The 22,032-nt window shown below is 45.3% G+C and carries 20 protein-coding genes; 6 read left to right on the forward strand and 14 right to left on the reverse strand.

Going from position 1 to position 22,032, the window contains the following annotated elements:
* Window positions 1-36 precede the first annotated feature (36 nt).
* The 7 genes from AB4623_RS20560 to AB4623_RS20590 all read right to left on the reverse strand — a co-directional run bounded on the left by AB4623_RS20560 (window position 37) and on the right by AB4623_RS20590 (window position 8,005).
* A complete protein-coding gene (locus tag AB4623_RS20560; protein ID WP_372115555.1) occupies window positions 37-285 on the reverse strand; it encodes a hypothetical protein in 249 nt (82 codons plus the stop codon).
* A 160-nt stretch (window positions 286-445) separates the two neighbouring features.
* Entirely contained in the window at window positions 446-2,182 is a 1,737-nt protein-coding gene (locus tag AB4623_RS20565; RefSeq protein ID WP_372147303.1) for an ABC transporter permease subunit, read from the reverse strand.
* 4 nt (window positions 2,183-2,186) lie between these two features.
* Window positions 2,187-3,716 carry an ABC transporter substrate-binding protein gene (locus tag AB4623_RS20570; RefSeq protein WP_372147304.1) on the reverse strand — a complete coding sequence of 510 codons (1,530 nt, stop codon included), beginning with the start codon at window positions 3,714-3,716 and terminating at the stop codon, window positions 2,187-2,189.
* A 48-nt stretch (window positions 3,717-3,764) separates the two neighbouring features.
* A complete protein-coding gene (locus tag AB4623_RS20575) occupies window positions 3,765-4,616 on the reverse strand; it encodes an ABC transporter ATP-binding protein (protein ID WP_017065049.1) in 852 nt (283 codons plus the stop codon).
* Window positions 4,613-5,368 carry an ATP-binding cassette domain-containing protein gene (locus AB4623_RS20580; RefSeq protein ID WP_372147305.1) on the reverse strand — a complete coding sequence of 252 codons (756 nt, stop codon included), beginning with the start codon at window positions 5,366-5,368 and terminating at the stop codon, window positions 4,613-4,615. The genes AB4623_RS20575 and AB4623_RS20580 overlap by 4 nt, the downstream gene beginning before the upstream one ends.
* A 220-nt stretch (window positions 5,369-5,588) precedes the next feature.
* Complete coding sequence (locus tag AB4623_RS20585; protein ID WP_372147306.1) at window positions 5,589-6,926, reverse strand: MATE family efflux transporter; 1,338 nt, start codon at window positions 6,924-6,926, stop codon at window positions 5,589-5,591.
* A gap of 209 nt (window positions 6,927-7,135) precedes the next feature.
* The gene (locus tag AB4623_RS20590; protein WP_017061552.1) at window positions 7,136-8,005 is read right to left on the reverse strand and encodes a GyrI-like domain-containing protein; all 870 of its coding nucleotides are present in this window, start codon (window positions 8,003-8,005) and stop codon (window positions 7,136-7,138) included.
* 115 nt (window positions 8,006-8,120) lie between these two features.
* On the opposite strand from AB4623_RS20590, the gene AB4623_RS20595 reads away from it, so the two are divergent.
* The 4 genes from AB4623_RS20595 (at window position 8,121) to AB4623_RS20610 (ending at window position 11,922) form a co-directional block, all read left to right on the forward strand.
* Window positions 8,121-9,269 (forward strand): PLP-dependent aminotransferase family protein, encoded by a 1,149-nt coding sequence (locus AB4623_RS20595; protein ID WP_102428141.1) that lies wholly within the window; start codon window positions 8,121-8,123, stop codon window positions 9,267-9,269.
* Window positions 9,270-9,583: 314 nt separating this feature from the next.
* Window positions 9,584-10,573 (forward strand): rhodanese-related sulfurtransferase, encoded by a 990-nt coding sequence (locus AB4623_RS20600; RefSeq protein WP_372147307.1) that lies wholly within the window; start codon window positions 9,584-9,586, stop codon window positions 10,571-10,573.
* Between the two features lie 467 nt (window positions 10,574-11,040).
* Window positions 11,041-11,298: a YdcH family protein gene (locus AB4623_RS20605; protein ID WP_009846137.1), complete on the forward strand. Its 258-nt coding sequence runs from the start codon at window positions 11,041-11,043 to the stop codon at window positions 11,296-11,298.
* Window positions 11,299-11,394: 96 nt separating this feature from the next.
* Window positions 11,395-11,922, forward strand: a complete 528-nt coding sequence (locus AB4623_RS20610) for a GNAT family N-acetyltransferase (protein WP_372147308.1) — start codon at window positions 11,395-11,397, stop codon at window positions 11,920-11,922.
* Here the strand turns inward: AB4623_RS20610 and manA are convergent.
* From manA to AB4623_RS20640, 6 genes are all read right to left on the reverse strand, one after another.
* Window positions 11,919-13,124, reverse strand: a complete 1,206-nt coding sequence (gene manA / locus AB4623_RS20615) for a mannose-6-phosphate isomerase, class I (protein ID WP_372147309.1) — start codon at window positions 13,122-13,124, stop codon at window positions 11,919-11,921. The two genes, AB4623_RS20610 and manA, sit on opposite strands and share 4 nt — an antisense overlap.
* 291 nt (window positions 13,125-13,415) lie before the next feature.
* A complete protein-coding gene (locus AB4623_RS20620) occupies window positions 13,416-14,756 on the reverse strand; it encodes an MFS transporter (protein WP_372147310.1) in 1,341 nt (446 codons plus the stop codon).
* An 8-nt stretch (window positions 14,757-14,764) separates the two neighbouring features.
* Window positions 14,765-16,261, reverse strand: a complete 1,497-nt coding sequence (gene uhpB, locus AB4623_RS20625) for a signal transduction histidine-protein kinase/phosphatase UhpB (RefSeq protein WP_032549449.1) — start codon at window positions 16,259-16,261, stop codon at window positions 14,765-14,767.
* The gene (gene uhpA, locus AB4623_RS20630; RefSeq protein WP_017061545.1) at window positions 16,261-16,869 is read right to left on the reverse strand and encodes a transcriptional regulator UhpA; all 609 of its coding nucleotides are present in this window, start codon (window positions 16,867-16,869) and stop codon (window positions 16,261-16,263) included. Before uhpA ends, uhpB begins: the two co-directional genes overlap by 1 nt.
* Window positions 16,870-17,016: 147 nt before the next feature.
* Window positions 17,017-18,411 (reverse strand): hexose-6-phosphate:phosphate antiporter, encoded by a 1,395-nt coding sequence (gene uhpT / locus AB4623_RS20635; RefSeq protein WP_017061544.1) that lies wholly within the window; start codon window positions 18,409-18,411, stop codon window positions 17,017-17,019.
* A 400-nt stretch (window positions 18,412-18,811) separates the two neighbouring features.
* A complete protein-coding gene (locus AB4623_RS20640; RefSeq protein WP_017061543.1) occupies window positions 18,812-19,150 on the reverse strand; it encodes a DUF1840 domain-containing protein in 339 nt (112 codons plus the stop codon).
* A gap of 315 nt (window positions 19,151-19,465) precedes the next feature.
* On the opposite strand from AB4623_RS20640, the gene AB4623_RS20645 reads away from it, so the two are divergent.
* Window positions 19,466-20,656: a diguanylate cyclase gene (locus AB4623_RS20645; RefSeq protein ID WP_372147311.1), complete on the forward strand. Its 1,191-nt coding sequence runs from the start codon at window positions 19,466-19,468 to the stop codon at window positions 20,654-20,656.
* A gap of 25 nt (window positions 20,657-20,681) precedes the next feature.
* Here the strand turns inward: AB4623_RS20645 and AB4623_RS20650 are convergent, their stop codons facing one another.
* Window positions 20,682-20,966 (reverse strand): hypothetical protein, encoded by a 285-nt coding sequence (locus tag AB4623_RS20650; protein WP_017061541.1) that lies wholly within the window; start codon window positions 20,964-20,966, stop codon window positions 20,682-20,684.
* 157 nt (window positions 20,967-21,123) lie between these two features.
* Between AB4623_RS20650 and AB4623_RS20655 the strand changes: the two genes are divergently transcribed.
* A complete protein-coding gene (locus AB4623_RS20655; protein ID WP_102321387.1) occupies window positions 21,124-21,996 on the forward strand; it encodes a pirin family protein in 873 nt (290 codons plus the stop codon).
* The last annotated feature ends 36 nt before the right edge of the window (window positions 21,997-22,032 follow it).

Genomic DNA, 22,032 nt, shown 5'->3' on the forward strand with positions numbered 1-22,032 from the left:
TGCCATTTCTTTATTCGTTTGATAAAAGTTATTTAGCTAGTTGTTACGAGCTAGGCGCATCAACTCTTCTGGCGGGTAGTGTTCTGCTTCTGCACCTTTGGCGATTAAGTCGATCACTTGGAACTCATTCATGTCACCAAACTCTTTGGTTAAATAATCACGAAACGCTTTCTCATTCGGCCATTTACCTCGCACGATATAGCCCTCTTCTTTGTCAAAGTCTTCCGTTTCAAAAAAGGAAAAGTCGGTCATACCAATATTGTGGCAATACAAAACGAGATACATGTTGAATCCTTAACGCTGAACACTTAACTAAGCTAAAAACCGATCGACAACCGATCCGAAAGCCAATTCAAAAAAACAGGCTCAAGGTTACAACATAAATGCCAAATCGAACACTCAATCGAATAGCACGTCGAAAACTTAAGCAGCCTGTTCTTTTTCGTTAATCATCAAACATCATATTAATTGCAGCACCTAACAGGATCAGACCAACAATTGGTCCCATGACAGCGATTGGCGCGCGTTCAATGTAGGGCAAGTTCTCAGCAATCATCAAACCCCATTCCGGTGCAGGAGGCTTAGCTCCCAAGCCGATGAAGCTAAGCGAGGTCAGGCTCAATGTGATTACTGGCAGCCTCAACATCGCGTGTCTTAACAACGGTGGCAACACATACGGAAGCAAGTAGAAACGGAAGATTCTAAGCTTACTGGTGCCCCATAGTGGCGCGAGGTGTGTATAAGGTTGAGCCTTGGCTTCTACGATCAAGCTTGAGCAGTGTGCAGCTAGCGGCGCCCACGACACCAATACAATCGCGATTAATGCGCTGTTCGGATTCATCCCCGTTAAGCCTGCAACAAGCAAGCCTGCAATGATGTATGGGATACCCTTAGTGATCTCGATAAGGCCTTGGCTAAAGCGGGTGTTGAAACCCATGATGATGCCCGTCACCAAGCTCAAGAACGTTGCCAATATGCCGGCTTGGAAGGTCGCAATCATACCAGAACCAATTCTCGCCAGTAGGTCTCGACCAATGCCATCTGCGCCCAAAGGTGCTTGCCAACTCGGTGATGCCAAGCGTGCGAATTGGCTAGTGTATGGGTCTCGGAATGCAGCCCATACAACGATAGCAATTAGGAAAGAGAAGATCGCAAAAGCAGTAACACGCTTTGCGCGGTTCTGGGTAAAACGAAACGAAGAGTGGCTACTGATGAGCTTGCCGCTTTTCAGGCTGTGGCCAAGAATCAATTGCTGAACAAACAAGCTCATGCTGCTCACGGCAATTGAAAATAGCAGCAACACCAATAAGCCGCCTTGCAGCGTTGGTAAGTCTTGCGCCTTGGCTGCACCAAGAATCATGCGCCCGATACCAGGGATCGAGAAGATAAGCTCAACCGCGACTGCGCCACCAGTTAAGCCAATCACGATCATCGCGATTTGCGGGATCAGACTGCTCAGCGCTCTTTTCAGCGCAAAGCGAATAATTTGATTGGAATGAACGTTGGCACTGAGCCAAGTGATCACCCAAGGTTCATTGAGAACGCGTTGTAAACTGTCTCTGAGTAGGCGACTAAACAAGCCACTTGCAGGCAGTGCAAGCGCTAAGCTCGGTAGCCATATGTCTTGCCAACCTTGCCAACCATACGGTGGTAGCCAACCTAACCAGATAGAGAACACCAATATTAATACCGAGGCCACCACGTACTCTGGCAAGGATATTAATACCGTACTTAAACTGCTGTAACTCTGCCCCAGCTTGCCCTTCTTCCAACTGCGCAAGGTGGCAAGTAAGCCTGCACCGCACAGTGCGAAAGTCATCACAAGTGCGCTAGACATCAAAAACAGAGATGTAGACGCTGTTTTTTGAATACCTAGTGCAACCGAAGAACCATCAATCCATGATTCACCTAGATCACCTGAAAAAGCACTTCCTACCCAGTCGAGCAGGCGCTCAATGGCTGAACGGTCAAGCTGAAGATCAGCGCGTACCGCCGCTAAAGCTTCAGGAGTAAGCAGGTGTTGTTGCCCCGCCCTAGCCCGCAGAATAGATTGGCTTGGATCGATGCCTGCAATGTCAGGCATCAAACCAACAAGAATCACCACCACAATCAGTGAGGCGATTCTTGATAGCCAAGGCGTCAAGATAAATAGAGTTCGACGCAGAGTCTCAGCAGATAACATTTATTTAGTTAGCCTGTGTTGCCGGGTTAACTTGTGTCGCTTTTTTGACCTGTGTAGTTTGGTCAACCAAGCGACGTTCACTTGGGTCACGAACGACATTGCTTACACGCTCACTTTCACCTTGAATCACACGTTCGTGAAGCAGCGGGATAGCCGCGAAATCGTTAAGGATTTTTTGTTCAGCTTCGATGATCGCTTGGTGACGCAGCGCACCTAGCGGTTGTAGGTCAGCGTGATTCAGTGCTTTATCTACCTCTTGAGAACAGAACTGGCCAAGGTTGAATGAACCCTTACAACCAAAGTCGCTCATCATGTAAGCCACTGGGTCACCCGAATCTAGAACCGTTGCACGAGAAAGGATAAACGCGTCAAACTTACCAGATAGCGCATCGTTCTCGATCTGAGCATATTCACGAATATCCAGCTCAACCTTGAAACCAGCCGCTTCAAGTTGTTGCTTCAGTAGCGCTGCCACTTCTGGAAGCTCTGCACGGTCGGTAAAGGTACCAATAACAATGCTTTCGCCGTTCGCTTTTAGCGTTTTGTCAACTGCCTGACCTTCAGGTCGAATTGGTTCAGCCCAAGCAAGTGCAGGACCTAATAGACCTTGTGCAATATCCGCGTGGTTCTCATAAACGGTATTCACGATTTGCTCTCGGTCCACCGCAGCCGCCGCAACCTTACGCAAGTTAATATCGCTGAATACGCCTGACTTGTTGTTTAGGTAAAGCGTATTGGTACGAGGCATCGCCACTTCATAAAGTAGGTTCGGATCAATGGTCGCGATTTGTGAAACGGGCACTGCTTCAACGACGTCAGCCGTGCCGGTTCTCAGTGCTGCAGCACGAGCAAAACCATTAGGAACGTATTCTGCAATTACAGATTCTACTTGCGCTTTTTCGCCCCAGTAGCCGTCAAAACGTTTCAGTTTCGCGCTGGTTGTGCCGTTGATTTCAGTTAGCTCAAACGGGCCAGTACCTGCGCCAATTGGACTAACACGACCATCTTCTTGATAAGCACTTGCTGCTAGGATCGCTAATTGAGGGCTTGATAAACGGCTTGGTAGAAGAGGGTCATCAAAGCTGGTTTTAATCTCTACACGGTAGTTGTCCATCGCTTTCACTTCTAGCTCTACTCCATCTAGGATGCGCGGCTTAGGTGCTGCTTCAAGCGCTTTTTGTAGAGAGTTCACTACAGAGTTTGCCGTTAATGTCGAACCGTCATGGAATTTAACGCCTTGGCGAATCGTGAACTGCCAAGTCAGAGGATCAAGATGTTTCCAATCCGTTGCTAGCATAGGTTCTGCTTCTGAGGTTGGGCTCAGGTTAACCAGAGTTTCTGCTGTGCTCCAACGAGATAACTTAAAAGCGTCATCAGAAAGTGGCGATAAACCCGTTCTTGGTGGTTGCATCATCGCAACTCGAATTTCAGATTTTACTGCGGCATCGCTAGACCCTGGTTGAGAGTCAAAACAGCCCGTCAAAGGCAGAGCCAACGCAAGCGTGCAAGCCAGTTTGATTGAATTAAAACGCATAATTATTTTTTCTCTGTAGCTGTATTTTTTTAATAAATAAGGTTGTGTTTAACAAGTAGATTTCGAAAGAGGCTGAGACTCGATCAGCATCTGAGTCGCAGGATGAGCAGGTTTACTCATCACTTGATCGGTCGGTCCGTGCTCCACCATTTCACCATGGTCGAGTACCAGTATTTCTTCACAAAGGGCTTTTGCGGCACCTAAATCGTGAGTAACCAAAATAAGGCGCATATCGCGCTTCTTTTTTAATGAATTAACCAAGTCCAACAACCTTTGGCGATTCACTGGGTCAAGGCTGGCAGTAGGTTCATCGGCCACCAGCACTGCGGGTCTAACGACAAGAGCCCGAGCAATAGCCACACGTTGAGCTTGACCTGTAGAAAGCTGATTAGGTTTCAGTAAGAGCAAACTGGCAGGCAATCCAACGTCTGAAAGCGCCTCTTCAATGATGGCTTCATGATTACCCGAAACATCTAAGTTACTTAGAGGTTCGGCTAAGATCTGTCGAACGGTATAGTAAGGGTTGAGGCTAGTGTGGGGCTCTTGAGGCACCAATTGAATCAAGCGACACACCGTTGCTTGCGCTTTGCTATCGCGAATTGGGAGCGAATAACCGAACAAGTTTATTTGACCAACGGTTGGCGCTTTAAGGCCAAATAGCAGTTCAATTAACGTTGATTTACCGGCACCAGAACGCCCAACAATTGCTAGGCTTTTGTCTTCAACATTAAGGTCTATGTTCTGTAGCGCTTTGAACGCTTTACCACCCAACCAACTTGGTACGGAGTAGTAGTGAACACTCACATTGTCGAACTTAATCTCTATCGGTGTTTGTGTTTCTGAATCAGTCACTGGCATTAATGGCGAGGCTTCTGAGTTTAGTGATAAGGTCGAGCTCATTCGATTAAGTCTCTCAATGAACAGCAGAAAGCGTGAGAGCTCGACTCAAGTGCATGTTTCGGTGCACCGTAAGCCACCACACCACCATCGATGACTAACAGCTTGTCACACGCCAACGCGCTATGCAGGTCATGGGTGATGAGTAAACCACCAATTTGACGCTGTTTAACATTGTGTCGAATCAGCTTAAGTATCTCTTGCTCTGTCACGGGATCTAACGCACTGGTTGGTTCATCGGCGATGATAATATCGGCGTTACTCAGCAAGCCAATCGCAATACAAACACGTTGGCGTTGCCCGCCCGAAATTTGGCTCGGGTATAACGGCAAGATAGTTTCAGGATTAGGGAAACCAAGTTGTACTAGCAATTCGGTGAGTTTGATTTTGTCTTGTGATTTGGGCTTAGTGCGAGTCCCCGTCAATGCCAAACTAAGTTGACCTTCGATTGAAACCAGAGGATTTAATGCTTGAAGGGCATCTTGGAAGATAACCGCGGGGCGTTGTGCTGCGGTTCTTTGCAGCATAGGCAAACCACATACCGCTTCACCAGACAGAGAAATATGACCTTCAACCTCGACCGTTTCTGGCAGGAAACCCGCAATCGCACGTGAAAGCATCGACTTACCAATGCCTGACGGTCCCATGATCGCCAACAGCTCACCTCGATAAACATCGAAGTGGATATCTTGGAAAAGGGTTCTCGAAGAGGTTTTGATCGTTAGGTGGTCAACAGACAAAAGTGGGGCGTTCACGCAGATACTCACAGACAGATGTTATAACATAACAACATTATCATTTAGCTGAGGCGATGAAAAGCGGACATTGAACTGTATCGCGTTTTACTTACAATTTTATTGACCATTTATAGTGAGTCATTACATACAAAAAAGCGCTCACCAAATTTATCGTATAAAAATAGTAAAGCGCTTTCATAAAATATTAATAATGTATTAAAGATGGCAATTAGACAGCTTAGTTAATGGCACCCTGTACTGCATCTTTGACTGGGTAACACTTCTGCTTAACTTGTGCGATGAACGGATACAGGAACGCAATACGCCCAAGATAGAACAGAGTAAACGCCAACCACAAACCATGATTACCCCAAATATCGACGGTGAATGCCTGTACCGCTAAAAATACCAACAAAGTCGCGATGCTTGAGTCTCTAACCGGACGTGTGGTTCCCGTTCCGGTAAAAATGCCATAAACCGTTAAGCCAAAGCCAGCCACTAGCGGGAACACAATTAACCACGGAGCCATCTCTTGGTACAGCGTGACCAGCGCTGGAATATCGGTAAACAAGAAAACAATCATATCTTTAAAAATCAAAGTTAAAAGCGTCAGCGCGGCAATGAAACCTGCCGTCCATTGGAAGTTAAGCCTTAAAACACGATCAAGCATTGAAGGGTTCTTCTGTCCTACCGCCTTACCTGCAAACACACTCGATGCGTTGGCAATACCATCAAACATATAGCTGACAATGAAGGTCACCTGCATCAAGATCGCGTTAGCCGCTAGAACATCGGTACCCAGTTTAGAGCCAGTACGCGCCATCATGTTGAAGAACACCAAGATACAAATGGTGCGAAGCAATAGATCGGTATTCGAAGAGATGATTGTCGATAGGTCTTTCTTGGTCATCTTCGAGCCTTGCAAGAACTCAGAGATCGAAATATTGCTGGTCTTCATCACCAAGGTCACACCAATCGCAAAGGTGGTAACTTGTGCAATCAAACTTGCGTAAGCCACACCTGCGACACCCAAATCGAAATAAAGTACAAACACCGCATCCAAGACAATGTTCAACACATTACCAAACACTTGTGTATAAAGAACGTCTTTGGCTTTCGCCTGTCCCATTAACCAACCAATAATGGTGTAGTTAAGCAACACGAAAGGCGCGCCATAAATCAAAATACTGAAGTAGATATGCGCGTGCTCGGCTACATTGGCTTCAGGCTCTATCACCCACATTGCGCCTTGCCAGATGAGTGGTTGTATCAAAATAAGGATCAAACCCACCAAACCAGACAGCACGAACGGACGCATCAAACTACCCGCCAAATCAGAGCGATTTCCCTTGCCCAGTGCCATCGCACTTTGCCCCGTGGTACTGACACGGAAAAAGCCAAACAACCAATACATGGTGTTCATAATGATGGTGCCGATCGCCACGCCGCCAATCAGTTCAGCAATACCAAGTTGGCCAATAACAGCGGTATCCACAGCACCTAACAGAGGTTGTGTCACCGTTGAGATGATGAAAGGGAAAGCGATTTTCAGATAATCTTTGTGGGTAATGGTCATATTCTATCGAGTGATATTAAGAACTATTTGCAATTAGAACGAAATGCTATCGTTTAATCCGTACGTTGTCATCATTTACTTAGAGTAGATTATCAACAAAGCATCTTTATCTTAGGCCAACTGCATAAAATCGTTAGCTGCTATTGGTTGTGCTAATTTGTCTCAACAAAAGATCAAAGTCTGGTTCAACAAAACAGCACAACCATCGATTAGTAAAAGCTCACGGGAAGGTAGAAATCGAGTTCGAACACTTCATCGGTGTTGAGAAAATGATTCTGATGATAATGCACATACGCGGGAGTCGAGCGCTGTTTGAAACCAGATGTGGGTAGCCACTTTTCTAACACCATACTGATCTGTGGTAGCAGTTCTCCATAGCGGCCATTTAGTCGAAACACAGCGTGTAAGCCGCCCGGAATCACCATCTGATTAACTACGCTACGATACTTAATCGGCTCATCAATCGCGATACACGCGACATAACGACACTGATCCATTTCAACCCAAGCAGGGTTTGAGTGATGCAAACCAAATTGGCTCGAAAAATCACGCTGTTCGGAATTCGCCCACGCTTTCAATATCAACCACGCATTGCGAATAGAGCGGTTATAACCCGTATGTCGAACATAGGCCGCCATGCGTTCAGGCACTTCAACGATCTTGGGTTCGGGCAATACTCGCTGCGCCACATTCAAATAGCCCGCCGCCACTTCGGGATCTTTCAAATAGGGTTTTTCTGCTACTTGTAAATCGTGTTTACGCCACTCGCCCGGAGACATATTAAAGGTCGCTTTAAATGCTCGACTAAACGAAGACACCGAGCTAAAGCCACATTTATGGGCGATCTCGACCACTGACGAGCTGGTATCAAACATCAATTGGTTGGCTGCATACTCCATTCGAGTGCGTCGGATATATTGATGCAACGACTCCCCGACCACGCTTTTAAAGGTGCGATGAAAGTGCTGTTCTGAATAGGCCGCTATCTCAGATAACTCTTTGGCAGACAAAGGCTGACTGATGTCTTGGTGAATATGGAACAGGACATCATTGATTCGCGATATGTGTTGACGTGACATCGTTTAAATAGCATAAATGGGCATGTTTAAGAGCATAAACGGACACGCTTGTTTTTACAATTGCCGTGTAATATCAAGCGATAGAATAAAAACGATAAACGACGAGACACAACACATGGAAATCGCACAGTCATTACAACAGATTCAATCTTCATACATTCGAGAGATCCTCGCAGCCGCAAGTGATCCAAATGTCATCTCATTGGCCGGTGGTTTACCGGACGAGAAAACATTCCCTATCGATTTAATGAAGCCAACGCTAGAAAACCTAGCGAACATGCCTGAAGTTTTCCAATACGGTTCTACTGCCGGTTACGGCCCGTTGCTTGACCACCTAACACAAAGCTACCAATTGCCAGAATCACACACGGCAATGATTTGTACTGGCTCTCAGCAAGGTTTGGATTTGATTGCACGTGCGTATGTTGACCCGGGTGATGTGGTTGTGATGGAAGCGCCAAGCTACTTAGGTGCGATGCAGGTGTTTGGCCTAGTTCAAGCAAACATTGCGACCGTGTCTCAAACTGAATTTGGCCCGAACCTAGACGAACTGGAAACGTGCTTTGCACAGCAATCACCGAAGATGTTCTATGCCGTGCCTGATTTCCACAACCCAACAGGTGTATGTTGGGCAACAGAAACTCGTCAAAAAGTGGCTGAGCTGTGTATCAAGTACAACGTAGCCTTCATTGAAGATGCGCCATACCGTGAGCTACGTTTCACAGGTACGGAACTGCCATTGGTTTCTTCGTTCTGCCCTGACAACTCTATCGTTCTTCGTTCATTCTCTAAGATTGCATCGCCAGGCTTACGCATTGGCGCGGTAACAGGTAAACGCAGCTACCTTGAGCCACTGATCAAAGTCAAACAAGGCGCGGATTTACACTCAAGTGTACCTATGCAAGCACTGCTTGTTGGTCTTCTAAAACATGAAGACTTCAACGTACACATGGAAAACATTCGCACACTGTACAAGTCTCGTTATGAAGTGTTGTTCTCAGAGCTAAAAAAACAACTGCCTGCAGATTGCGTGTTAAAAGCCGTAGATGGCGGGATGTTCATTTGGGTAGAAATCCCAGAGTGCGATACCTTCGAATTAGCTAAGACTTTGCTATCGAATGGTGTGGCGGTTGTACCAAGCCCAGTATTTTATCCAAAGGCCGATGAAGCAAAAGCCGCACTGCGCTTAAACTTCACTAACGCCAACCCAGAAGAATTAACAGAAGCGGTGAAACGCTTAGCGGAAGTACTTAACCAAGCGTAATCGCTGATTAAGTCAGACAGATTCAATACCAAGGCCCTGATGTATTTTTACAGCAGGGCCTTTTTGGTTTGGGAATACGTGTTGTAATTCGAACCAGATAAAACGGTTTCATTGCATTTCTTAGTCCAAAAGCCACACTAATAACAATGCTAAATAGCCCTACTTTTGGTTGGTTTTTGTCCTTCCTTGGCTTGGTTATACTGCGGCGGATTTTAATAAGCCAATATGGGCAAACCTGAGTAAATCAAACTCAGTATGTATCATAAAAGGCAACCGCTCTGGATTTACGTTCCAGCTCGCAGAAAGGAAAAACCATGTCTCAATATGTTGTATGTGCTCTGTATAAATTCGTAGCACTTGATGATTACCAAGAAATTCGCCAGCCACTCACTGACATGTTAGAAGCCAACCAAATCCGCGGTACTTTGCTACTTGCGAGTGAAGGTATCAACGGCACCGTTGCAGGTAAGCGCGAATCTATCGACGCTCTTCTTCAATGGTTCAAACAAGATTCTCGTTTGGCTGATGTTGTTTACAAAGAGTCGTTCAACGAAGAACAACCATTCAACCGCACCAAGGTTAAGCTTAAGAAAGAGATCGTAACCATGGGCATTGAGGGTATCGACCCACGCCACGTTGTCGGCACTTACGTGAAACCAAACGAATGGAACGCTCTGATTTCTGATCCTGATGTAATTCTGGTTGATACTCGCAACGACTACGAAGTCGATATCGGTACATTCAAAAATGCTGTAAACCCAAACACAGAAACCTTCCGTGAATTCCCTCAATACGTTGAAGACAACCTTGATCCTAAGAAGCACAAGAAAGTTGCGATGTTCTGTACTGGCGGTATTCGTTGCGAAAAATCAACAGCCTACATGAAAGAGCAAGGCTTTGATGAGGTTTATCACCTTGAAGGCGGCATTCTTAAGTACCTAGAAGAGGTACCTGAAGAAGAGAGTATGTGGGAAGGCGACTGCTACGTATTTGATGGTCGAGTTGCAGTAAACCACCAGCTAGAAAAGAGCGGTTACGATGTGTGTAACGCGTGTCGCCTGCCAATCACTGACGAAGACAAAGCCTCTAAACACTTCGAGAAAGGCGTAAGCTGCCCTAAGTGTATTGATAAGCACAGCGACGAGCAGAAAGCCCGTTTCCGTGAACGTGAAAAGCAAGTTCAACTGTCGAATGCTCGTGGCGAAACCCACGTAGGCGGCGAAGCTGCTCACCTTATCGAGCAACGCAAAAAAGAGAAGCTTGCACACAAAGAGCAGCAACGCTCTGGTAAGAAAGCAAAGTAAACTTTCTGCTTTAAACTCTTATATTTCTAAACATATAACTATAAATAGTTAGCTATATACATACAAAAGGGCGCAAGTTCGAGGATAATTCTACGAGTTTACGCCCTTTTTTGATCGCTTTACGGCTTTGTGTTTTGAACCACATTTCTTTCGAAAAATTACTTCTATACTGTCAGGGCGTGTTGACCTTCCGCGGTTGGATTTTGTTCGAGATAAAAGCGTTTTAATCGCGGCGAGGGAGAAGTAGCCTAGTCATTCTAAGCAAATCTCCCTTAACAAAGAGTAAAACGCTTTTAGCCGAACCCTTCGGGCAGCGTTTGCTGGTTATTTCTACTACGTTATCGGCCTCTCATGTAGGCTAGCTACACATCAAAGCCTCTGCCTTGTAGAAATACCCAGCAATTCGCCGCAAAAACAAGCTCGAAAGATCAACACGCCCTAAAAATTCGACTAGAGAGGAAGTGCCAATGCTCAATGAAAACCATGCCTTTATCTTAGATTTCCCAGATCTTAAATTAGACATTGTTCAGCTCAACCACGACGACGAAAAATTCAAAGCAGACATGCAGAAATACCACCAACTCGACTACGACATCCGTCAGCTAGAAATCTCTGGCAGCCCTATCGATGACGACAGCATGCACAACCTCAAAGTAGAACGCATGGAGCTCAAAGACTCGCTACACAAACAGCTCACGCGCCATCACGCGCTTAAGATCGTATAGAAAAATCAATCCAAGACTTTATTCTTAGCCATGCATCACGCATGGCTTTTTGGTTTCATCACTTCGCAAATCTAAGCTAATTCGGCTTCTTCAATTATGTTACTGTTTGCTTATTCAAAGGCGTTTGATAAGGAAGCGGTAAAAGTGGCAATGAAAGAAGAGAACATACAACTCCAACTCGCTTCAAATTCTGAATTCGATGAACTGTTTGCGTGTGTTAAACAAGGTATCTTCATACACGTAGATAGCGTTTTCGGCTGGGATGACGACTTTCAACGTCAACGACTTTTAAACGAATACCATCCATCTTGGTTTCATTGGGTATATCGCGAAAATAAAAGAGTGGGGCTCGCCTGCTTTAAACCTTATGACAACGCATACCATATTCATTTGCTGATCATTTTCCCCCAGTACCAAGGTCGTTCGCTTGGCAAGCAAGTCATGACTCTCATACATAAAAAAGCTATGGCAGAGCAACTTAGTCAAGTCACTCTATCGAGTTTTAAAAGTAATGCTCGTGCTATTAACTTTTATCAATCGCTTGGCTATCACGTTGTTGATGAAGGAGATGATGATGATTTTGTGGGGATGGAGCTCAATCTATACCACAAACACCATCTCTAATTAAACGCCCTAGCCACTCGCCCATTACTGCTCAGTACATAATGACCAATATAAGCTGGGATAAATACCGATTGCCCTTTGGTGAGTGTTAGGTGTTCACCTTTCTGACTCATTAACGTTAAATCATCATCTATCGCCATTAAAATTTCAGCACCGCTTGTGATGACTTCTTCTTGCTTTGGGCGATGAAAAATATTGAAATCAAAGTCACTAACTGGGATATCATAGCGATCACATTGACCTAACTTTGAAGGTGCTAACAACAAGCGTTCGAACGGGATTGGTGTAAACTCTGTGCAGGCAACCAACTCAGCGACATCAATGTGTTTTGGCGTTAAGCCAGCTCGCAGCACATTGTCTGAATTGGCCATAATCTCGAGCCCAGTCCCCTTGATGTATGCGTGCGGAGTGTTTGCATTCAAATACATCGCTTCACCCGGCCGTAGTGTGATCAAGTTAAGCAGCAGAACGCAAAACAAACCGATATCATTCGGGTACTGGTGGCTAAGCTCAGTAACCAAAGCAAACTCAGATTGACCTTGGTGAGTGGCTGCGTAAGCCAGAAGTTGCTCTAATGCTCGGTGTTTACGTTGGTCGTCCAGAGTTAATAAATCACGGAAAAACGCCTCTAAACCTAGAGAATCAAGGTGGTTGCCAAACTCTTCAACTAAACCAGCCAGCTCGCTCGAATTCAACTTTCTGAACAACCCTAATATTTCATCGAATTCTCGAAAGCCATTCATTGCTTGATATTCAGTGATCGCGTAAACCAATTCAGGTTTGTGGTTAGAGTCTTTGTAATTACGATGTCCTGCAGTCAGAGGGATTCCTGCTTGCTCCTCTCTTGCAAAGCCAACCTCTGCTTGGCGCTTGTTTGGGTGAACCTGAACAGACAACGCTTTTTCTGCTGCCAAGATCTTAAACAAGAACGGCAGCTCACCAAACTCCTGCGCAATATCGCTTGATAGATAGGCCGGTTTATTCTTGTTAATCAGCTCAGAGAGAGGCACCAAGTGCTGGTCAAGCTTAACCATTGAGCAACCTTTTGGATGCGCTCCCATCCAAACTTCCGCTTGCGGCTCTTGTGACTCATTCTGAAAGCCAAACAGTTCACGTATCGAAGAAATGCTCCCCCATGCATAATTTTGGATGGTGTTTTCCATTGGGAAAAATGAGTGTTCTGAGAGGTGGCTGAGTGACATGGCGTTTTCCGTAGTGAGCCCTTTGAACACAATTCAGAGAGCTGATTTCTAATAACGTAAATAATTAGAAAGACTACAGAGCTCGGCTAGAACCCACATGAGATGAGGTCTTAGACGCAATAGGAAAAATTCTTAGAAACAGGTGAGACCGATGAAAAGCGTGAAAATAGTCACATTTGAATATCACGTATAGAAAGCGCCGAAAATAAGATAGCGGCTTGTATCGCACTGGTTACAGCAGCGATACAAGCATCTGAATACAAACACTAGTGACTATCTTGTTATCGTTCCTTAAAAGCTAGAGCGAGCTTCTGCACTTTTCTGAGGTGATTGAGCTTGTAAGAAAGGCAGTAACAGCAAGCCAATAACGGCCGCACAAGTCGAGATGGTAATGAAGAACCCACTCCAGCCGTAAGCTTCTAGAACGAGCGCTAATGGGTAACCAGAAAGTGCTGCTCCCATATAAGCAAACAAGCCAACAAAACCTGTCGCCGCCCCGGCAGAGTCTTTATGTGAACATTCCGCCGCCGCCATGCCAATAAGCATTTGAGGGCCAAAAACAAAAAAGCCAATGCAGAATAGCCCAGCCGCTTGAAACACAAAGTTGGTTAAAGGCATAAGCCATAAAGCCGAAACCGAAAGGAAGATGCCAATCGCAAACAAGATGTTCATTGGACCGCGGTTGCCACCAAACAACCTATCCGATCCCCACCCAGCAACAAGTGAACCAACGAAACCGCCAATCTCAAACAGAGACAAGGCAGCGTTGGCGTTTATCAAACTGTAATTGTGTTCTTCGGTTAGGTATAAGTTACCCCAGTCGTTGACCGCCGTTCTTACGATGTAAACCAGCACATAGCTAAAGGCGAGCAACCAAATGTACTTATTGCTGAACACATAGGTTTTCAGGATCTCTCGATAGCTTAACCCTTGCCCATGGCTCTCTTGCGCTAATTCCAGGTGATCACTGCGCCACTTCCCTACCGTCGGAAGTCCCATGGTGGTGGGCTTGTCACGTAAGCGCCAGCAGACAATAAGACCGATAAAAACACCAATCACACCCGGCCAGATAAACCCAGCTCGCCAACTGAACTGCAGCGTTAGATAACCCACAAGAATAGGGATAAGCGCTCCACCAACGTTGTGCGCTGTATTCCAGATTGCCCAGCGAAAGCCTCTTTCGGAGCGAGAATACCAAGTCGTCAATAACTTGGAACACGATGGCCAGCCCCAACCTTGGAACCATGCATTCAGTACCCATAGCGAGATAAAAGCCGCTAACGAACTCGAAAAGCCAAACGCGATGTTTATCAGACCAGTCGCGATTAGGCCAAGCCCCATGAAGTAACGAGGGTTCGACCGATCCGATATCGTGCCTGAGATAAATTTCGATAAGCCATAAGAAAGATAAAAGAGCGTGCCAATTAAGCCGATATCGCCTTTGTCCAAACCTAGATCGGTGATCATTGCAGGCGCGGCGTAATTAAAGGTTTTACGAGTGAAGTAAAAACCCGCATAGCCGACATACATTCCTATCATGATGTGAAGGCGCCAATAGCGATAACTCTGATTGACCTCATCATCAGTTAGAGCATCACTCTCTGACGTTGTTGAGCGCAGAAATCCAAACATATTCGTTCTCACACTTTAGGTAATGTAACGCTGATATTGGTACCCGAAGATGAGCCATTAGCGTTGATTGTCATCTTGCCGCCGAGCGCCTGAACACGCTCTTGCATACCGCGAACACCCATTCCTTTGAGAAGATCTTGCGCTGTAAAACCAATGCCATTATCTGATATCTGAAGATAAGCCTGGTCACCTAAAAGCAGTTCAATTCTGATTTCGCTCGCGTTGGCGTATTTAGAGGCATTGTTTAGAGATTCTTGGCACAGCCTGAAGATAGTGACCTTAAGCGTGTCACTCAAACACGAGTAATCACCTTGCCAATTTAACTGAATATCAACGCCGTGATCCGAAAACTCCATCTCTCGAATAAGCTGTTCCACGGAATCTTTTAGGTCCAGATCGTCCAGCATCTTAGGTCTTAATTTTGTAAGTAGACGTTTGGTGGTGTCATAAACATTCAAAGATAATGATTCAATGGTACCCGCACAGCGAACGCTCATCTCAGCCGCGTCGACACGTTTAATAATGCTTGCCTGAGTACGAATTGCCGTGATGTTTTGGCCGATTTCATCATGCAGTTCACGCGCAATATCACGACGAACCGACTCTTCAGCGGTAACTAACTGACGTGAAAGATTTTGATTTCTGGAGAGCTCACTGCGTAATTTCGAGTTGAGATCTTTCTGCTTTTGAACCGCTAAACCAAGCAGTATACCTGTGATGGTTTGAGCAGATAGAGACAAGAGTAAGTCGGTAATTTCGAGTTTGGATGTTCCGCTGTGGGCTGCAATCAACGCGACACTATTTAGCATTGTTGCAAGCAGAGCGCCTTGCCATCCGTAACGAACGGCGAGCAAGATAATAGGGATCGCCATACAGAACGGGGCAAAGCGCCTTAGCTCATCAGGCAAACTGGTTTGTATCAAAATACTGGCGACCAACAACACGCTATATAAAGCAATATGACGGATTTTGAACTCAACAACATTGTTGATTAAATAAGAGCTCAGTGGCGCCCACTTATTTTGGAATAGATAGTTCCAGACCAGATAACACATCGGCACCAGCATCAGTCCACCCGTGATACTCGCTAACCACACCATGTAAACGGCTGGTACATGAGAGCCCACCACGGCAACATTAATAAATGCTGTGACCATGATTAAGCTCGCCATCACTAACAAGTGACGATTTTGGTCACCAGAATAATAACGCTTGGCAATTAGAGTGGCAGGAATACTCAACCCACTGGCGATGAGTATCGTCAGCCATTGAGGTTCATCAAGTAGCAGAGCTAAAGCAATCGCAAGCCCCCACTCTGCAATATAGATAGCGGGCCAATAGTGAGTGCGAGTGTGCAGCGTCATTCCCAATCGAAGTGAAAACGGGAAAAGCAGAATGGCTAACTCAGGGTCATTAATGAAATAGAAGGCAATAACCCATAAACAGAACCATGCACAGCCAGCCATAAAAACCCCACACAGGGAGGTGGCTAGATAGGAACGCATTAGTACTGGTCTTGTGTGAACAATTTAGCTAACTCGACGTTGTTCTTAACATTGAGTTTGTCCATCGCATTGGCTCGATGTACATGCACCGTTTTATGGCTAACTCCTAGCTCTACGGCAATAGATTTTACATCGAGCCCTGTCGCCAATAACTGACACACTTCGCTTTCTCTGCGGGTGAGCTGATTTAAAGAGGCTTTATTCTTCATGGGCGTCGCAAGCTTTATGGCGATATCGGGCGTGAGATAACAGCCACCATTTGCGCTCGTGTGTACGGCTTGGATTAACTCATCAGGGCTACAGCGCTTGCTGAGATAACCTTTGGCTCCTAACTCTAATGACTTCTCAACCATCGCCGGCGAGTCATGAACGCTCAACATGATGCTGGCAATGCCAGATGGAATCTCTTCCAATAAGCTCAGGCCACTTTCGTCTTGCATTGAGATATCTAAGATCACGACATCAGGGTGACAACTTGGCAATCCTAGGCGCGCTTCTGCCGCAGAGTTGAATTCCCCCACGACCGTAATATCAGCTTCAAGACTGAGTAATTGAGCAAAGCCAGATCGAACAATGACGTGGTCATCAACAAGCGCAACATTAATCATGATATTAACCAAAATTAAGAGTAAGAAAGAAAAATAGCCCCAACAGGAGCTATCTAAAATTAAGTTTATTAATAGAGATGATACTGAATCGAACTAACGATTGGTATGATCTCACGTGCTTTAAACCAATAAAGCACGTGAGACTCGCTACGCGTTTTGAGACGCTAAGTGTATTTTCTTAGCGTGGCGAATCTTCTTCTCTTCCGCAACCGCAACGAATAGCAGTAACACGATACAAATGGCAGCTGACGTATCAAGCGCTGCGAACGTGCCTTTCCAACCCGTTAAGCCAAAAATAGGTGTGCCGTCTGCAATCATACCTAGGCCAAGTTTGGCAAAGCTGTCACCAATTAAGTAAGCAAATGTACCTTTCACGCCATCCGCAACGCTGATTGCTTTCTTAGGCACGAAACCTACTGCAGCAACACCAATCAGCAACTGAGGACCAAATACTAGGAAACCAAGCACAAACAGTGATGCTAGGTACATGAACTCACTGGTTGCATGCTGGTAGAACTCTAGCGAAACGATAATCAGGCCAAGCGATACACAAGCAACCAAAGCACGGCGTCCGTTCGCAAGGTCTGACAGATAACCCCACATTAACGTACCGACCAGTGCACCAACCTCAAACAGAGTGAAGCCTGAAATCGCGGTTTCTTTTGATAGACCTAGCTCTTGATACGCATAAACGGTAGACCATTGATCGATACCGATACGAACAATGTATAAGAAGATATTCGCGAAGCAGAGCAACCAGATCACTTTGTTTTTCAGGATGTATTCAACAAAGATCTCTTTCTTTGTCATTTGATTTTCTTCAGCAGCCGTATCTTCTTCGCTGACTTCTTCATCAAACAACTCTTCAACCGTACCTAGACCATAGGCTTCTGGAGAGTCATTACCAAAGCGCATACCAATAAAGCCAACCACAATCGCAATGATTGATGGGAACACGAACATACCGATCACGTTGCCATCAAATAGGTAGTTAGCTCCAAACAGAGCAACACCAGCGGCACCTGCGCCACCCACGTTGTGCGACATATTCCAAAGGCCTAAATAAGAACCACGCTTGTTACGAGGCGTCCATTTAGTGATCGTTGAGTAACTTGAAGGACCGCCGGTACTTTGGAAGAAACCACTCAACGCATAGAAGGCAACCATCAAGAATAAGCTAGCGCTGCCGCCGCCCATACTGAAGCTGAAGCCCAACATGGCAATACCAGAAAGGACAAGCATGAATGGCAGGAACTGCTTGGTGTTTTTACCATCGGCATAATAGGAAACGACGGTTTTACCGATACCGTAAGTGATAGAGAAACCCAGACCGATAAGACCTAGATCCGTCATCGATAATCCATAAGTAGAAATCATGTCGTTTTGCGCGACATTGAAGTTCTTACGGATCAAATACATGGTTAGATAACCAATGAACACGACGAGGTAAGATTGTAGGAATGGTTTAAACCACATTTTTCTTCTAGTTTCGACCGGAAGATCCAGCGTCGGTTTTCGAACCTGATCTAGGAACTTTAACATTGTGAACTCTCTTATTTTTTGTGAGGTCTGCACGGCATAATTGCGGCCATACATTGTTTGTTAGTTGACCGTGAAATAATAAGGAGTCTAAAAATCGACCGCATGAGAGAGGGTCTTAGAATAACTAGGAAAAATTCTTAGTTCAGAATTGGGAGTCAAGAAAGCGTGAACAGCATCACTTTGTTTACGGTCTGTTATGGATTGATATTACGATAACAAAAGTCACTCATTTCAGGGCTGACGAACCTTGTAAATAAACAGAAACGAGTGGATTACTTCACTAAAAAAACACCAGTATCGGTTCATCACCATAAAACTCCATGGTGTGTCCGATACTGGTTCAGCATTCATTCTGATTAAAATAGATTCAATAGGCTTGTTACGTTTCGCGTGAATCGTACTACAGTCGCTTGCCGCTACCGTCTTCCCACATTACTTCGCATTCATCTTTGATGGCAGCTTTTAATAATTCAACCAGTGGGAACGCTCGACTACCGATATTAACAGGCGCTTCAACCACCTCTTCTTCATTGTCGTCATCAGTATTTTCATGCTCTACGGACTTGCTCTGCTCTGCTGCAATAGCAGCACGTAGATTATCCAGAGCTTGAGGAACCTCTGAAGCATCCATAGCACCTGGGATGGAGCCGCTATGCCCAAGCATCTTGATGAACTGGAGGCCGACTTCACCAAACATCGTGACACTAGCATGAGCTTTACAACTAAAGGTAATTAACATAATGAGCCTTTCTTAATTTTGGTCGTTTACAAACTATGTGGAGTAACTCTCTGGAAAGCAAGTAGATAAACATCAAACAACGGTTACAAGTTTGATGCTTAAATCTAATCTTCTAGAGATGACCAGCACCATCGGTGATATACATCACTATTTGGAATTGATTGAACAGCCTTTCATATGAAACCTTGATAGTAGTCACACTAAATAGACATCTAAGCCTCTGCATAGCTTGTTATTTAATCTACTATTAACACCATTATCAAAAACTTTGGCACAGATCACATGAAAAGGCTCGTCGGCAGGCACCTAGAAGAAATGGCGGACATACGATCCACCCGCAAGCAAAAAATTGTCCACTCCTTTTCACTGACTGCCGCTGCGTTATTCATTTTCTATACTTGGGCTTACTTCGAAGGCGAGCATTACACGCTGTCAATATTCGAATTGTGCTTCGCCATCATTGCCATTTCTAACGCTTTATATGTAAGAAAAGTCATCAATCCTGAGTATTCCGAATTGATTCTGAGTGGTGTTCTTCTAGTTCAGGGCGTCATCCTATTCTTGTACAGTCACGCCATCCCAGATCGCATCCTCTGGCTCTACCCAATTCTGGCCGCGGTCATTTTCATTAATGATTTCAGAATTGGCATAATCTTCAGCACCTCGTTTTGCCTGTTCATCAGCACCTTGATTACAGCAATGCCCAACAATTTTTCTTTACCATTTAACAGCACACACAGATTTTTCCTTAGCTTATTTACCATGAGCTTGGTGTGCCACACATCCGCCTATTACTACACAAAAGCCGTCAGTTATATTCAACGCCTGTATAAAGAAGGCATTGAAGATCTCGCTTACAGAGATCAGTTAACCGGCTTGGCAAACCGTTGGAGCTTTGAACGCTGGGCGACAGAAAAACTAGCCACCGTGGATAGTGAGCGATCACTTACGGCATTGGTCTTTTTGGATATAGATGACTTTAAAGGCATTAACGACAGCTACGGGCACGATGTGGGAGACAGTGTCTTACAGCATTTTGCCAATCGCTTGAGCAACAACATTCGAACCAGAGACAGAAAAAGCCATGAATACGATTATTCCATCGCGCGCTTTGCTGGAGACGAGTTTGTTCTGATGCTCTACGATGTGCCAACTCGTAAAGATCTAGACGGCATTCTAGATAGGAGCTGCGGGCTGTTCGAAAGCGGCTGCCAAACAAACGAGAGAATCAAGGAATTGACGTTAAGTGTTGGGGTTGCTTTGTATCCGCAAGATGCCCAAGAATTACATGAGCTGACGAGATGTGCTGATAAAGCGATGTATGTTGCCAAGCATTCAGGAAAAAACCGATATGCTTATTATCACGACAACCCAGTATCGACCCTGATAGAAGAACTACCAACGAGCCTTGTTAGCTCAGCACCGGATTCATCTGAACTTGAAGATTGCTTTGAAGCGAAGATCGAAGGGAACAATGTTACGCTATTAAAAACGCGCCAACGCTAGCCATTCCTATAACGGAGCGGCGCTGCTAACCTGCAAGGTACATAAGCCAAAGACTCACTAACCCGATCATAATAATCCATATGACTTGACGTGTTCGGTTTGGGTTATTCCCTTTAGGTCGCCTCACCACGGTTTTAAAAGCGGCTTGCTTAGCTGACTGAATAAACGGCGCTTCTATCTCACGTTTTTTCACGCGGCGTTTAACTGCGCTGTTTGCAACCTCTGTAAAGCGCTGGCTTTGCTCCGTTGTAAAGTCGTTATCAAAACCTATCCGACCATGCCTTTCGCCATGTTTTTGCTGAACTGCCATAGCGGCCTCCTTGGCGATATACTCTCTATTGAGTATAGACATAATTTCATATTGTTACCTGTTCAAGATTTTCGAATAAGTCACTCAACGCTGTGCCATCTTCTTTTTAAATCAAATTACATAAACTACAGCTATTCAAGTTTATGAGGGTTTCAAAATGACGAATGTAAGAGCAGTAGATCATTTGATTACAGCACATGCCACCTCAGATGGTGATGGCGTCAAAATCCAACGACTCGCAGGTTTTAATAACGCACGTTTCTCTCCATTTTTAATGATTGATGAACTGAAGTCGGATGAAAGCAAAGACTATGTTGGCGGCTTTCCTCCACATCCTCACCGTGGGATAGAAACGCTCACTTACATGCTCCAAGGTCACTTCCAACACAAAGACCATATGGGGAATGTTGGAGAGCTACGCAGCGGTGGCGCTCAATGGATGGCCGCAGGCCGTGGTGTCATTCACAGCGAAATGCCAATGATGGAAGAAGGTGCGCTGCATGGTTTTCAGATTTGGATAAACCAACCTGCGACACACAAAATGCAGCCAGCTCAGTATCACGATTTCCAAAGTGAAAGCATCGCGGAGCATCAAAGTGAACAAAGTGGTTTGTTAAGAGTGATTGCCGGAGGGTTTGAACTGCACAACCAAACTGACAAGGATTCAGAGGCTTTACGAGCGCAGGGTCCATTACAGAAAACAGGTGTGCCATTAAGCGTTGCGGATTGGCGCTCTCATTCTGGGCAAAAAGTCACGTTAGGGACTAATGTTAATCACAATGCCATGACTTATGTGTACCGAGGCAGTATTAAGATCGGCGACAAAGTCATCAACCAAAGTCAACTTGCCCTGCTCACCAAAGCTGAATTGTTGTCTTTAGAAAGCCTAGAAGATTCAGGTGTACTGATTTTTTCTGGTCAGCCGATTAATGAACCTGTCGTGCACTATGGTCCGTTTGTCATGAACTCGATGGAAGAGATTGAACAGACAATTCAAGACTACAACAACGGTGTGTTTGAGACTTACTGATGTCTTGGCTTTGAGCTTTGAAGATTGAAGATTGAA

Source organism: Vibrio sp. 10N.222.52.C12 (assembly GCF_041474215.1).
GTDB lineage: Bacteria > Pseudomonadota > Gammaproteobacteria > Enterobacterales > Vibrionaceae > Vibrio > Vibrio crassostreae_C.